Source organism: Alkalicoccobacillus gibsonii (genome assembly GCF_016798245.1).
GTDB classification, from domain to species: Bacteria; Bacillota; Bacilli; order Bacillales; family Bacillaceae_D; genus Alkalicoccobacillus; species Alkalicoccobacillus gibsonii.
Genome location: NZ_JAEUZA010000029.1, coordinates 1 through 221 on the forward strand (window position 1 = coordinate 1; position 221 = coordinate 221).

Genomic DNA, 221 nt, shown 5'->3' on the forward strand with positions numbered 1-221 from the left:
CTGGAGTGGAAGTGTGGCGACACATGGAGCGGACAGATACTAATCGGTCGAGGACTTATCCAATGTGGTGTATGACAATGTGTGGAGCACGATTTAGTTTTGAAGGAATCATTTCTTTCAACTAGACAACAAGCACGTAGGTGTTTGGCAGTCTAATAGTCCGGTGGCAATAGCGAAGAGGTCACACCCGTTCCCATGCCGAACACGGCCGTTAAGCTCTT

The 221-nt window shown here is 48.4% G+C and carries 1 rRNA gene; it reads left to right on the forward strand.

The features are described from left to right. Window positions 1-159: 159 nt before the first annotated feature. A 5S ribosomal RNA gene (rrf, locus tag JNO66_RS20405) occupies window positions 160-221 on the forward strand; the annotation flags it as partial.